This is a genomic window from Streptomyces noursei (assembly GCF_016917755.1).
Lineage (GTDB): Bacteria > Actinomycetota > Actinomycetes > Streptomycetales > Streptomycetaceae > Streptomyces > Streptomyces yunnanensis.
In genome coordinates this window covers 9,785,916-9,798,236 of the sequence record NZ_CP070326.1, presented here as the reverse complement: position 1 = coordinate 9,798,236, position 12,321 = coordinate 9,785,916, and the positions used below count along the sequence as shown (strand labels likewise).

Below are 12,321 nucleotides of genomic sequence, written 5' to 3'. Positions count from 1 at the left end.
CGGGTCCGGAGCCGAGTAGCCGCCTCACCCTCGACGTGCGGGTCGGGCGCAACGCCGTGGCCCCCGCGCCGAGTTGCCGACCGGCCGCACCGTGCGGTGATCGGGATTTTCGTCCCTCCGTATGGCGCTGGCCGCACACCGTGGCGTTAACTGTCCCGCATCGCGGAACGGGCAACGGCCTGGGAGGGCGCCGTCGTTGTGGAACAGCTGCCGAGGGACAGCCTGGTGACCGGGGTCGGGAGCGACCCGCGGGTCCGGGAACTGCGTGTGGCGGTGGCCCGGCTCCGCCGTCAACTGGCCCTGCTTCCAGGGGAGTTGCCCGACCGGACCGCCGCCGACGAGGAGCTGGCCGCGCTGGACGCGATGGTGAGCCACGGCGCGCCCGAGGTGCCCCGGCTGCGCCGTTCGCTGCTGCTGATAGCCGGGGCGGTGGGGTCGGTGAGCGCACTCGCCGCGGCGCTGTCCGAGGTTCGCGAGCGGATCGATCACTTCGGCGACCTGCCGAGGGGGTGAGGCGGCGCTGTGCGACCGCCCCACCCGGGTGTCACGCCGGCGTCTGGCTGGCCAGGGCCACCGACAGCTGGGCCGCGACCTCCTGGAGCACCGGGACGATCTTGTCCGTCGCGGCCTCCGTCACCCGGCCGGTCGGCCCGGAGATGGAGATCGCCGCGGAGGTGGGGGAGTTGGGGACCGGGACGGCGAGGCAGCGGACGCCGATCTCCTGCTCGTTGTCGTCGACCGCGTAGCCGAGGCGGCGGACATCGGCGAGGGCGTCGAGGAAGTGGTCCGGGTCGGTGATCGTCTTCTCGGTCGCGGCGGGCATGCCGGTGCGGCCGAGGAGGGCGCGGACCTCCTCCGGCGGGTGGTTGGCCAGCAGGGCCTTGCCGACGCCGGTGGAGTGCGGCAGGACGCGCCGGCCGACCTCGGTGAACATCCGTACCGCGTGCCGGGACGGGACCTGCGCGACGTAGACGATCTCGTCGCCGTCGAGGAGGGCCATGTTGGCGGTCTCGCCGGTCTCCTCCACCAGGCGGGCCAGGAACGGGCGGGCCCAGGTGCCCAGCAGCCGGGAGGCGCTCTCGCCGAGCCGGATCAGGCGCGGGCCGAGGGCGTACCGGCGGTTGGGCTGCTGGCGGACGTAGCCGCAGGCCACCAGCGTGCGCATCAGGCGGTGGATGGTGGGCAGCGGGAGCCCGCTGCTGCCGGAGAGCTCGCTCAGGCCGACCTCGCCGCCGGCGTCGGCCATCCGCTCCAGGAGGTCAAAGGCGCGCTCAAGGGACTGGACGCCGCCGCTGGCGCCTGCGGGCTTGGCATCGGCGGCGGAGGTGCTGGCGCTGGACGGCGGCACGTCGCGTTCCTTTCGGGGCGGGTCGGATCGGTCTCGGCTCGTCTGCCTTGCGGGCGCCGGGCCCGACCGGAGCAGCCTACCGGTCACACCGGGCCGGCACACCGCGTATCGCACAGTCGTTCCCGCCGGTCAGCGCCCCTGTGCCCCAAGGTGTCACGTCCTTGCCCGAGATCCCTTGACGGTGCCAGTGGCCATAGCTACGTTCTGCTGCGCGAAACCTACTGTCCATTCTGTGGAATCCTCCAAATCGTTGGAGCGTCATGCGCATTCTCGTCATGAACCCGAACACCACGGCTTCCATGACCGCTTCGATCCGCGCCACCGCCACCGCGGTCGCCGCGCCGGGCACCGAGATCCTCGCCACCGAACCCCTGTGGGGGCCCGAGTCCATCGAGGGCCACTTCGAGGGGTACCTCAGCGCCGCCGCCGTCCTGGATCGGCTCGCCACCCTGGACACCCCGTTCGACGCGCTGGTCATGGCCGGCTTCGGGGAGCCGGGCCGGGAGGGCGCGCAGGAACTGCTGGACGTCCCCGTCCTGGACATCACCGAGTGCGCGGCGCAGATGGCGCTGATGCTCGGCCACGCGTACGGCGTCGTCACCACCCTCGACCGCGCCGTGCCGCAGATCCGGGACCGGCTGCTGACCGCCGGGCTGCTCCAGCGCTGCGCCGGCGTCCGCGGCACCGGGCTCGGCGTGCTGGAGCTGGAGGACGACCCGGAGCGCACCGTCGCCGTGATCATCGAGACCGCGCGCGAGGCGGTCCGGGACGGCGAGGAGGTGATCTGCCTGGGGTGCGGCGGTATGGCCGGGCTCCAGGAGAAGGTCGCCGCGGCGCTGGGCGTGCCCGTCGTGGACGGCGTCGCCGCCGCGGTGAAGTTCGCGGAGGCGGTGGTCGGCCTCGGTCTGACCACCAGTACGCAGCGCAGTTTCGCGCCGCCCCGCCCCAAGGCCATCGGCTCCTGGCCGCTGAGCAGCCACCTCGCGGGCGTCGCCGCGGGGGAGCGGGGCTGGGTCCGGCATTCCGTCCGTAACACCGAATTTTCCCCGAAGACATCAGGCATCTGACGACTGACGCCTAAGCTCCACCCAACCTGCCTGGGAGGACTCATGAGCACATCCCCGCAGCACCGTCCGGGATCGCCGGACCCGAGGCTCTTCAACGAGGACCTCGCGCCGGCGGCGCAGCGCAACTGGGGCACCTACAGCGTCTTCGCGCTGTGGATGTCCGACACCCACGCGATCAGCAACTACGCCTTCGCCGCCAGCCTCTTCGTGCTGGGGCTGCCGGCCTGGGAGGTGTTCGCCGCGCTGCTGGCCGGCATCACGATCGTCCACTGGCTGATGAACCGGATGGGGCACGCGGGGCACCGCACCGGCGTGCCCTACCCGGTGCTCGCCCGGGCCAGCTGGGGCGTCTACGGCGCCAACATCCCGGCGCTGCTGCGCGCGGTGATGGCGGTGGCCTGGTACGGCATCCAGACCTGGCTGGCCTCGACGGCCGTGGTGCTGCTGACGCTCCAGATCGCGCCCGGGCTCGACGCGTACAACCACAACTCGGTGCTGGGGTTGTCCACCCTGGGCTGGATCGCGTTCATGGTGATGTGGGGGCTGCAGGCCGTCCTGCTGACGCGCGGGATGGAGTTCATCCGCAAGGTGCAGGACTTCGCGACCGGACCGGTGGTCTGGCTGGTGGTGCTGGCGCTGGCGGTGTACCTGGTCGTCGCGTCGCACGGCGACATCTCGCTGACCCGCAGCCTGACCGGGCTGAGCGGCACCGCACAGCTCCGGCAGAGCCTGATCGCGGTCAGTCTGACCGTGGCCACCTTCCTGACCCTGGTCCTCAACTACGCCGACTTCGCCCGCTTCACCCCCGACCACCGCTCCTACCGGCGCGGCAACCTCATCGGGCTGCCGGTGAACTTCACCGCCTTCGCGGTGGTCGCCGTCCTGGTCACCGCCGGCACCATCGCGGTCTTCGGCGAGGCGATCTACGACCCGGTGAAGGTGATCCAGAAGATCGACAACCCGGTGGTCACCGTCATCGGCGCGCTGGCCTTCATCGTCGCCACCATCGGGATCAACGTCGTGGCCAACTTCGTCTCGCCCGCCTACGACTTCGCCAACCTGTTGCCGAAGTACCTGGACTTCAAGCGCGGCGGGATGATCACCGCGGTGCTGGCGGTGCTGGTCATGCCCTGGAAGCTGTACTCCTCGGCGCTGGTGATCCAGTACTTCCTGGGGGCGCTGGGGGCCTTCCTCGGGCCGCTGGTGGCGATCCTGCTCGTGGACTACTACCTGGTGCGGCGCGGTCGGATCGACGTCGATGCGCTGTTTTCGGCCGATGCCGCCGGCGCCTACTTCTACCGCAGGGGCTACAACCCGAAGGCCGTGCTCGCGTTCCTGCCGGCCGCCGCGGTGGCCGCCTCGCTCGCGCTGGTCCCGGCCTTCGACGCTCTGGCGCCCTTCTCCTGGATCTTCGGGATGGCGCTCTCCGGGCTGCTGTACGCCCTGGTCTCGGGGCGCGACCGGGCGACGGCGGGCGTCGGCCCGATTCCGCAGGACATCATCCCGTCGCAGGTCAGGGGCGGGGTGGCGGCGGAGGGTGAGCAGCCGGAGCGGTCCGGTGCGATCGCCGGCCCGGCCGCCGCACAGGGGTCTTGACGGGCTGCGGTCCGAAGTGAAGACTCATTCAACAGACTGTTGAATTCCGTAGGGCGACGGCTCGCACCGTCACCCCGCGGTTCCCGGGAATCCGCGCCGGCGGCGGCACGGCCCGCGGTGGCCGTGCCGCCCGCGCTCCGGACCGCGACCATGAAGCACACGATAGGGGAGGTACCGGGTGTCCGAAAGAGAGCTGGTGCTGCGTTCCACGCGCGTCGTCACGCCGGAGGGGACGCGCGCCGCGTCCGTCACCGTCCAGGACGGGAAGATCGTCGCCGTCCTGCCGCACGACGCCGCGGTGCCGGCCGGGGTCCGGGTGGAGGACTTCGGCGACGACGTCCTGCTGCCCGGCCTCGTGGACACCCACGTACACGTCAACGACCCCGGCCGCACCGAGTGGGAGGGCTTCTGGACGGCCACCCGCGCGGCCGCCGCCGGCGGCATCACCACGCTCGTGGACATGCCGCTCAACAGCCTCCCGCCCACCACCGACACCGCCAACCTCGACATCAAGCGCGAGGTCGCCCGCAGCAAGGCCCACATCGACGTCGGCTTCTGGGGCGGTGCCATCCCCGGCAACGTCAAGGACCTGCGTCCGCTGCACGAGGCCGGCGTGTTCGGCTTCAAGTGCTTCCTGTCGCCCTCCGGTGTCGACGAGTTCCCGCAGGTCGACCAGGAGCAGCTGGCGGCGGCGCTCGGCGAGATCGCCGCCTTCGACGGCCTGCTGATCGTGCACGCCGAGGACCCCGGCCACCTGGACGCCGCCCCCGAGGCGCACGGCCCCAAGTACGCCGACTTCCTCGCCTCCCGGCCCCGGGTCTCCGAGAACGACGCGATCGCCGGCCTGATCGACCTCGCCCGGAAGCTGGACGCCCGGGTCCATGTGCTGCACCTCTCCTCCGCCGAGGCGCTGCCGCTGATCGCCGCCGCCCGCGCCGACGGCGTCAAGATCACCGTCGAGACCTGCCCGCACTTCCTCACCCTGACCGCCGAGGAAGTCCCGGACGGCGCCACCGAGTTCAAGTGCTGCCCGCCGATCCGCGAGGCCGGCAACCAGGACGCCCTGTGGCAGGGACTGGCCGACGGCACCATCGACTGCATCGTCTCGGACCACTCGCCCTCCACCACCGACCTCAAGACCCCCGACTTCGGGACGGCCTGGGGCGGCATCTCCTCCCTCCAGCTCGGCCTGCCGGCCATCTGGACCGCGGCCCGGGAGCGCGGCCACGGTCTGGAGGACGTGGTCCGCTGGATGTCCGCCGCCCCGGCGCGGCTGGTCGGCCTCGGCGCCAAGGGCGCCATCGCACCCGGCCGGGACGCCGACTTCGCGGTGCTGGCGCCCGAGGAGACCTTCACCGTCGACCCCGCCGACCTCCAGCACCGCAACAAGATCACCGCGTACGCCGGCAGGACGCTCCACGGCGTGGTCCGCTCCACCTGGCTGCGCGGCCGGAAGATCAACGACGGCACCGCCCTCGCCGAGCCCACCGGCGAGCTCCTCGAAAGGCCGCGCGCATGACCACCGGCGACCTCCCGCACTACACCGGGGACGCCGGCCCCTACGGCGGCGGCGACCCCTATGCCGACTACCGGACCCCGGGCCCGGCCGGCTTCCCCTTCTCCCACCTGCCCGACCTCGCCGACCGGCGGCTCGGCGCCGGGGTGCTCGCGGCCAACGACGAGTTCTTCGCCGAGCGCGAGAACCTCCTGACGCCCGAGGCCGCCCACTTCGACCCGGCGGCGTTCGGCCACAAGGGCAAGGTCATGGACGGCTGGGAGACCCGGCGGCGCCGCGGCACCGACGGCGACCACCCCTTCCCGGCAGAGGGCGACCACGACTGGGCGCTGATTCGGCTCGGCGCCCCGGGCGTGATCCGCGGCATCGTCGTCGACACCGCCCACTTCCGCGGCAACTACCCGCAGTCGGTGAGCGTCGAGGGCGCCTGCGTGGAGGGCTCCCCGGCGCCGGCCGAGCTGCTCGCCGACGACGTCGAGTGGACCACCCTCGTCCCGCGCACCGCCATCGGCGGGCACGCCGCCAACGGCTTCGCCGTCCACGCCGAGCGGCGCTTCACCCACCTGCGGCTGAGCCAGCACCCCGACGGCGGCATCGCCCGCCTCCGGGTCCACGGCGAGGTCGTCCCGGCGCCCCGCTGGCTGGCCGCGCTGGGCACCTTCGACCTCGCCGCGCTGGAGAACGGCGGCCAGGTCGAGGACGCCTCCGACCGCTTCTACTCCTCGCCCACCAACACCATCCGGCCGGGCCGGTCCCGCAAGATGGACGACGGCTGGGAGACCCGGCGCCGCCGCGGCACCGGCAACGACTGGGTCCGCTACCGGCTCACCGGGCAGTCCGTGATCCGCGCGGTGGAGATCGACACCGGCTACCTCAAGGGCAACGCGGCCGGCTGGGCGGCGCTGTCCGGACGCGACGGCGAGCACGGCGACTGGGTCGAACTGCTGCCCCGCACCCGGCTCCAGCCCGACACCGTCCACCGCTTCCTGCTGGCCGACGCGCCCGCGGTGACCCACGTCCGGCTGGACATCTTCCCCGACGGCGGCATCGCCCGGCTCCGGCTGCACGGCTCGCTCACCGAGGAAGGGACGGCCCGACTGGCCACCCGCCACCGGGAATTGGGCGGCTGACCGCCGCCTCCGGTCCGCCACCCCGATTCTGACGCTGCGTCAGGAACGGGGTGGTCGCCGCCCGATGGCCGCAGCCCACGGCCCGGCGCCCCCGACGCGCCGGATCACTCGCCCAGCGAGTTCCAGAACATCACCTCGTACGCCTGGAGGAGCTGCCCGTGGCGGTGGGCCGTCGCCGGCCGCGCCTGGCCGGTGTCGATGCCCTGCTGCACCGCCGCGCGGGCCGCGACCGCCAGCTCCGGCGCCGGGTCGGCGAACAGCGTGAAGAAGCCGCGGGCAGCCTCGGGGAAGTCGTAGTGCTCCGCCAGCGCGGTGCGGACCGTGGCGCAGTAGCCGCCCCAGGCGGCGAAGTTGGCGGTGAGCGCGATCGCCGCGTCGGCGGGCTCGGCGGCCAGTGCCAGTCGCGCCGCGTACGACGGGAACGCCTGGCAGCCCGGTCGCGGCTGATAGCCGGTGATCTCCCGGGCCGTCAGCCCGCAGGCGTCCGCCAGGCCCGCCAGCCGCGCCAGGGCCCGCGTCTCCCCCTCGGCGAGCAGGTCGAAGAAGTCCGCCACCGGCGGATCGCCGTCCGCGCGGCGCGCCAGGTGCTGGAAGCTGATCCGGTCGGCGGCGATGACCTGGTGCTGCTCCAGCGCGAAGGTGGCGAACACCGTGCGCGGCGCCTGCCCCCGGGCGATCCGTTGGACGAGGCGGTTGGCGCCGCTGTCCGGGGCGAGCGCACGGACCGCCTCGTCGAGGACGGCGGCGGCGCTCGGACGCGGGGCACCGGCGCCACCGCGGCGCGACGGGGGTCCCCCCGGACGGGGTCCGGGGGAGCTTCCGCTCGGGGCGGTGGCGGGCGACGGCCGGGTGGGTCGGTCCATGGCGGTCTCCTCCGGGGGACGCGAGGGGGTGGCCGGGGCCTCAGCGTAGGCCCCGGCCACCCCCTCGACGCGGCAGCGGCCCGCCGCCGGCCGTGCGGGATCACCTCATTGCGCGCCCCGCCCGGCCAGCGCGTCCGCGACGAAGGTGTCCAGCACCCCGTCGCCGACCACCACCGGGATCCGCTTGCCCTTCATGTCGACGTAGACATAGGACTTCGCCTTCGTCACCAAACCCGGGATCCGCGCCCGCAGTTGACGGGCCGTCGCCGCGTCGCCCGACCGGTCCGCCACGATCAGCCGCAGAGCGTCGCGGGCCGCCACCGCCCAGGCGCGGGTGGCGTCCAGCCACGGCGCGCTCTCCCGGGCGAAGTCGCGGTCGGGGAGCCGGTCGCGCAGCACGCCGGGCGCGTCCCGCAGTCCGCTCAGCACCGCGTCCAGCGGCCGGGCCCGGCCGTCCTTGCGGAACCGGTCCAGGGCGCCGGACAGTTCGGGCGCCTGGTGCGGGTTGATGGCCGAGGTGTAGTTGACGTCCGCGAAGGCCCGCAGGGCGCGGGCGGTGCGGGCGTCGCCGCCGGCCAGCTCCTCGATGGCCGCGCCCCAGGAGGCCCGCGCGTCGTACGCCCGGTCGTTCCAGGTGTAGTCGGCGACGGTGGCCAGGGCCAGCTTGGACGCGGCCGGCTGGATCATCGGGTTCGCGGTGAGCCCGGCCAGCTGGGCGGGCACCCCGGGCGCCCGCCCGTTGAGCGGCCCGAGCATCAGCCGCTTGCTGACGTAGTCGTTGACCGGGTAGTTGTCCCAGACCAGGATCGGGTGGCCGAAGACCTGCCGGGCCTGCTTCGCCTGCGCGACGGTCATGGTGGGCGCGAGCACGCCCACGCCCGTCCACTCCACCAGCACATCGCCGTCCAGCTTGGCGGCGAGCGCCGCCTTGTAGGGCGTCGCCTTCAGGTCGTAGTACTCGGTCGGCACCATCTGGAGCGGGCGGGCTCCCCGGTGGCGGGCGATGAACTCCCGGTTGACGCGGTTGAGCAGCTGCGCCTGCGCGGTCCCGGCCGCCCCGCCGCCGGTCCCGAACTTCGCCTTGTCCGCCGCGCAGTTCCACTTGGTGTAGCTGATGTCGTCCAGCGGCACTGCGAAGGTCCGCACCCCGATGTCCCACAGGGTCGCGAACTTGGCGGTCAGCGCCTTGACGTCGGCGTCCGAGCTGTAGCAGACGGAGAGCCCGGGGGAGAGGGCGTAGGTGAACTCCACGTGCCGGGCCCGGGCCCGGTCCACCAGCTCCTGGATCCGGTTCAGTTGGGCCGCGGGGTAGGGGTCGCGCCACTTCTCCCTGAGGTAGGCGTCGTCCTTGGGGGAGTAGACGTAGATGTTCATCTTGTGCCGGGCGGCGAAGTCCAGCTGGTCGAGGCGGGCGGCGTGCGACCACGGGGTGCCGTAGAAGCCCTCGATGACGCCGCGCAGCGCCGTCGCCGGCCAGTCCCGTACGGCGGTGCCGCGCATCCGGGCGCCCGGACGGGTGCGGTGCGGCAGCAGTTGGCTCAGCGTCTGGGCGGCGTAGTACGTGCCGGTGGCGTCCTTTCCGGCCAGCGCGATCCGGTCGCGGCCGGCGGCCAGCGCATAGCCCTCGGCCGGGAGCCCGGCGGTGCCGCGCGCCCCCAGCTCCTCAAGGGCGCGCTCGGCGCCCGCCCCGTCCACGTAGACGGTCAACCGCCCGCCTCCTGCGGCGGCGTGGCCGGCCCGTACGACGCGCTCGGCGCCGGCGTCCTTCAGGGCCCGCGTCACCAGCGCCAGAGCCGGGGCGTCGGTGCCCGGCCCGGCGACGAGGGCCACGGTCCGGGTGACGGTGAGGTGGTCGGAGCGGTCGTGGACGGACTGCGGGACGGGCGAGAGGGCGGCGGCGCTGGCTGTGGCTGTGGGTCTGGCCCGGTCGCCGCCGGACTCGTGGGCCGGTGCGGCGCCGGACGGCCCCGTCATGCCCGCCAGCGGGAGCACGGCGAGGGCCACGGCGAGGCCGGTGGTGGCCGCGGTGCGCGTACGGTGCATCCTTCGGTCCTCCTCGGTCAGCGAGGTTCACGGACGAGTCTGGTGCGTGCGTCGCGCCGCGGGCGCGCTGCCGGGCGCGCGTCGGGCACGGTGTGGCAGCAGGGTTCACCCGATCGCCGGGGCGGGGCAAGGGGGCCCGGGCCGGCCGGACCTCGGCCCCCTCGCTCCGCCCGGTCCTAGCGGGACTTGGCGATGACCACCAGCAGGCTCATGAAGGCCAGCAGCGCATGGGTCGCCACGACGTAGATGAAGACCCGTACGTACAGGCCGCGCGGTGGCTTGTTCTCGACGAAGCGACGGGAGGTCGGCGCGACCGGCGCGCCCTCGGCGGCCGGGGGAGTGGACGGGGCGGGAGCGGTGTGGTCGGGCACGGCGGACGGACCTTCCCTTCCGGAACGGTGAACGGTGAATGGTGAACAGGCGGTCAGCGGGAGGACGGTGGACGGGCGGCGGGGCTCAGCCGCCGCGGCGGTGCGGCGCGTGGTCGCCCAGGCACAGCTCGGCGGCGCCGCTCTGCAGCAGCGTGTGCACGAACAGCAGCTCCGCCCCGTCGCGCGAGGCGGCGGCCAGCCGGTGCGGGACGAGCGAGTCGAAGTGCGCGGCGTCCCCCGGGTCCAGTACGTGCACCGCCTCGCCGAGCGTGAGCCGCAGCCGACCGGTGAGGACGTAGAGCCACTCCTCGCCGGGGTGCACCCGCACCAGGTCGCCCTGCGCCCGCTGCGGCACGTGCACCCGCAGCGCCTGCATGGCGCGTCCGGCGCCGCCCACGGTCCAGTACGTCCAGCCGCCGGCCTCCGAGGGCTCGGCGCGGCCGGCCCGCACGATGGGGTCCCGCTCCGGGGCGGTCTCGCCGAGCAGGTCGGATACCGTGGTTCCGTAGGTCCGTGCCAGGGCCAGCAGCATCGGGAGCGAGGGCTGCCGCTGACCGGTCTCCAGCCGGGACAGGTGCGCGGGCGACAGGCCCACCCGCCGGGCCGCGGCCTCCAGTGTCAGTCCGCTGCGCCGCCGCAGGTCGCGCAGGCGCGGGGCGACGGTGGACAGCTCCTCCGGGGCGGCGCCGGAGGGCGGATCGGGGAGCTCGGTCATGTCTCCGGTATAGCCAGCCCTCGCCTGAGAGGCAAAAGTTTTGCCTCTCAGGCAAAAGCTTGTCGGGAAACGAGCGGAGCGGGTGAGGCGGCGGAACATTTCGGATGTCCTGCGCGGACCGTGGGGTGGTCGCGTGAACTCCCGGGAAACATCAGCTCTTTGGGATTGACAGGGGCATGTCTACGCGCGTCATGCTGGTGGGCATGAGAATCCCCCCACGGATGACCAGGATCGGCGCTGCCGGCGCCCTCGTTGCGACTCTCCTCCTCGGCGGCACGGCAGTCGCCGCGACGCCCGCCGCCACGGCACACCCGGCCGCGGTTCACACCGCGACCGTCCACGTCAAGTCGGTCGGCAACATCTGCAAGTCCGCGCTGCCGTCCCAGGCGATCGACACCCTCAACCTGATCGAGCAGGGCGGCCCCTTCCCGTACCCCGGCAAGGACGGGTCGGTCTTCACCAACGTCGAAGGCGTCCTCCCGGCCCAGAGCGCCGACTACTACCACGAGTACACCGTCATCACTCCGGGCGCGCCCACCCGCGGTGCCCGGCGCATCGTGACCGGTGACGAGTCACAGAAGGAGGACTACTACACCTCCGACCACTACAAGACCTTCAACCTCATCGACTTCGGCTGCTGACGCAGGCGGACAGCACGGCCGCACGAGCGGCCACCCGGCGGCCGGGGTGCCCATGCACCCCGGCCGCCGTCGTGCTCCCCCAAACTCCCCGGCCCCACCGGCCACTTCCCCCTCTCCTTCGCCCATTCTCGGCAGAAGGGGCGCACAGGGGCGCACCCCGAGAGAGGATTGTCAGGGGTTGCCGGTAGCGTTTCGGCAGAAACGAGAAATGGGCGGGCATCGGCGGCAAACGGGCTTCAAGCGATCAGCCGGCGCGGCACGCCCCGGAAGTGCTGGGTCTGTCGTGAGCCGCGTCACAGCGGCGAGGGCGTCGGAGAAGAAGGAAGGACGGCGAACTGCCGTGTATCGCTGGGAGATCACCCGGGCCGCACTGGCGCAGCGCGTTTTCGCCATCGTCCGCGGCAAGACGTACGACGAGGCGAGCGCCACCGCGGACACCCTGCTGTCGGCCGGTATCACGAGCCTGGAGATATCCCTCACCACGCCTTTCGCGCTGGAGGCGGTCACCACCCTCACCCGCGAACTGGGGGACGACGCGGTCATCGGCGCCGGCACCGTCCTTGACGCCACGTCGGCCCGGATGGCGGTGGACGCCGGCGCCCGCTTCCTGGTCTCCCCGAGCCTGGATGCCTCGGTCATCCGCACCGGCCACCGCTACGGCGTCCCGGTCTTCGCCGGGGTCTGCACGCCCACCGAGATCGTGCGCGGCCTGGAGCTGGGCGCCGACGCCCTCAAGCTGTTCCCGGCCGCCGACCGCCACCCGTCCTGGGTCGGCGACGTCCGCGCCGCCCTGCCGCAGGCTCCGTTGGTGCCCGCGGGCGGCGTGACGATCGAGACCGCACCGGAGTGGATCGCGGCCGGCGCGGTCGCGGTGGGCATGGGCTCGGCCCTGTCCGAGGGCGACCGCGAGACGGTCGCCAAGCGCGCCGCGGACCTCCTGGCCCGGCTCGCCGACGCGGTGCCCGAGCCCGGCGAGGCCGGGGCGCTGGACCCGTACGGGGACTGACCGGCGTCCGGCCGGCGTCGCCCGG

12 protein-coding genes are annotated in these 12,321 nt (G+C 73.4%); 7 read left to right on the top strand and 5 right to left on the bottom strand.

Going from position 1 to position 12,321, the window contains the following annotated elements; translation table 11 throughout:
* Positions 1 to 225: 225 nt before the first annotated feature.
* Entirely contained in the window at positions 226 to 513 is a 288-nt protein-coding gene (locus JNO44_RS42575) for a DUF5955 family protein (protein ID WP_205369269.1), read from the top strand.
* Between the two features lie 31 nt (positions 514 to 544).
* Here the strand turns inward: JNO44_RS42575 and JNO44_RS42570 are convergent, their stop codons facing one another.
* Positions 545 to 1,348, bottom strand: coding sequence for an IclR family transcriptional regulator (locus JNO44_RS42570; protein WP_205369268.1), 804 nt, complete (start codon positions 1,346 to 1,348; stop codon positions 545 to 547).
* A 260-nt stretch (positions 1,349 to 1,608) separates the two neighbouring features.
* Here JNO44_RS42570 and JNO44_RS42565 point away from each other — a divergent pair, with 260 nt between their 5' ends.
* The 4 genes from JNO44_RS42565 to alc all read left to right on the top strand — a co-directional run bounded on the left by JNO44_RS42565 (position 1,609) and on the right by alc (position 6,657).
* The gene (locus tag JNO44_RS42565) at positions 1,609 to 2,415 is read left to right on the top strand and encodes an aspartate/glutamate racemase family protein (RefSeq protein WP_205369267.1); all 807 of its coding nucleotides are present in this window, start codon (positions 1,609 to 1,611) and stop codon (positions 2,413 to 2,415) included.
* A gap of 42 nt (positions 2,416 to 2,457) precedes the next feature.
* Positions 2,458 to 4,011: an NCS1 family nucleobase:cation symporter-1 gene (locus tag JNO44_RS42560; RefSeq protein ID WP_205369266.1), complete on the top strand. Its 1,554-nt coding sequence runs from the start codon at positions 2,458 to 2,460 to the stop codon at positions 4,009 to 4,011.
* Positions 4,012 to 4,189: 178 nt separating this feature from the next.
* The gene (allB, locus tag JNO44_RS42555) at positions 4,190 to 5,530 is read left to right on the top strand and encodes an allantoinase AllB (RefSeq protein ID WP_205369265.1); all 1,341 of its coding nucleotides are present in this window, start codon (positions 4,190 to 4,192) and stop codon (positions 5,528 to 5,530) included.
* Positions 5,527 to 6,657: an allantoicase gene (alc, locus tag JNO44_RS42550; protein ID WP_205369264.1), complete on the top strand. Its 1,131-nt coding sequence runs from the start codon at positions 5,527 to 5,529 to the stop codon at positions 6,655 to 6,657. The genes allB and alc overlap by 4 nt, the downstream gene beginning before the upstream one ends.
* Before the next feature lie 104 nt (positions 6,658 to 6,761).
* Here the strand turns inward: alc and JNO44_RS42545 are convergent, their stop codons facing one another.
* The 4 genes from JNO44_RS42545 to JNO44_RS42530 all read right to left on the bottom strand — a co-directional run bounded on the left by JNO44_RS42545 (position 6,762) and on the right by JNO44_RS42530 (position 10,649).
* Positions 6,762 to 7,520, bottom strand: coding sequence for a thiaminase II/PqqC family protein (locus JNO44_RS42545; RefSeq protein ID WP_205369263.1), 759 nt, complete (start codon positions 7,518 to 7,520; stop codon positions 6,762 to 6,764).
* Between the two features lie 105 nt (positions 7,521 to 7,625).
* Positions 7,626 to 9,563 carry a glycoside hydrolase family 84 protein gene (locus tag JNO44_RS42540; RefSeq protein WP_205369262.1) on the bottom strand — a complete coding sequence of 646 codons (1,938 nt, stop codon included), beginning with the start codon at positions 9,561 to 9,563 and terminating at the stop codon, positions 7,626 to 7,628.
* Between the two features lie 176 nt (positions 9,564 to 9,739).
* Positions 9,740 to 9,934, bottom strand: a complete 195-nt coding sequence (locus tag JNO44_RS42535) for a DUF6126 family protein (RefSeq protein WP_102925728.1) — start codon at positions 9,932 to 9,934, stop codon at positions 9,740 to 9,742.
* Between the two features lie 85 nt (positions 9,935 to 10,019).
* Positions 10,020 to 10,649, bottom strand: a complete 630-nt coding sequence (locus JNO44_RS42530; protein WP_073444682.1) for a helix-turn-helix domain-containing protein — start codon at positions 10,647 to 10,649, stop codon at positions 10,020 to 10,022.
* Positions 10,650 to 10,852: 203 nt separating this feature from the next.
* Between JNO44_RS42530 and JNO44_RS42525 the strand changes: the two genes are divergently transcribed.
* A complete protein-coding gene (locus JNO44_RS42525) occupies positions 10,853 to 11,290 on the top strand; it encodes a guanyl-specific ribonuclease (RefSeq protein ID WP_205369261.1) in 438 nt (145 codons plus the stop codon).
* A gap of 340 nt (positions 11,291 to 11,630) precedes the next feature.
* Entirely contained in the window at positions 11,631 to 12,296 is a 666-nt protein-coding gene (locus tag JNO44_RS42520) for a bifunctional 4-hydroxy-2-oxoglutarate aldolase/2-dehydro-3-deoxy-phosphogluconate aldolase (RefSeq protein WP_205369260.1), read from the top strand.
* The last annotated feature ends 25 nt before the right edge of the window (positions 12,297 to 12,321 follow it).

Coding starts and splice junctions, on each gene's coding strand:
- JNO44_RS42540 (WP_205369262.1), bottom strand. CDS start 9,563: ATGCACCGTACGCGCACCGCGGCCACCACCGGCCTCGCCGTGGCCCTC.
- JNO44_RS42545 (WP_205369263.1), bottom strand. CDS start 7,520: ATGGACCGACCCACCCGGCCGTCGCCCGCCACCGCCCCGAGCGGAAGC.
- alc (WP_205369264.1), top strand. CDS start 5,527: ATGACCACCGGCGACCTCCCGCACTACACCGGGGACGCCGGCCCCTAC.
- JNO44_RS42530 (WP_073444682.1), bottom strand. CDS start 10,649: ATGACCGAGCTCCCCGATCCGCCCTCCGGCGCCGCCCCGGAGGAGCTG.
- JNO44_RS42560 (WP_205369266.1), top strand. CDS start 2,458: ATGAGCACATCCCCGCAGCACCGTCCGGGATCGCCGGACCCGAGGCTC.
- JNO44_RS42525 (WP_205369261.1), top strand. CDS start 10,853: ATGAGAATCCCCCCACGGATGACCAGGATCGGCGCTGCCGGCGCCCTC.
- JNO44_RS42565 (WP_205369267.1), top strand. CDS start 1,609: ATGCGCATTCTCGTCATGAACCCGAACACCACGGCTTCCATGACCGCT.